The following is a 260-nucleotide window of genomic DNA, read 5'->3' on the forward strand; positions in this document are numbered from 1 at the left end:
AGTGGCCGTCGATACACCACTCCAACGGACGTGACCTCCGGAAGTCCGGATGTGCTGGGGAAAGCCAGATGCCGTCGACCTCACGGCCATTCGACTTGCCCGTGTAGTAGTGCGTCAGGAGGCGGTCCCACGGCGACGACGTAGAGCCAACCTTCGTGCCAGCCCCGGGCCCGAGGAAGCCGATGACGTACACGTAGCCGATACCTGGAGCGGCATGCCGCGGAGGTCACGTCCGTTGGAGTGGTGTATCGACGGCCACT

General features: G+C 64.2%; 1 protein-coding gene. It reads right to left on the reverse strand.

Annotated elements, in window-relative coordinates:
* A partial coding sequence (locus tag AA75_RS51500; protein ID WP_033823833.1) for a hypothetical protein occupies positions 1 to 193 on the reverse strand: 193 nt, incomplete at its 3' end.
* Positions 194 to 260 lie beyond the last annotated feature (67 nt).

Origin of the sequence: Kitasatospora sp. MBT63 (assembly GCF_000710465.2) — a bacterium.
Lineage (GTDB): Bacteria > Actinomycetota > Actinomycetes > Streptomycetales > Streptomycetaceae > Kitasatospora.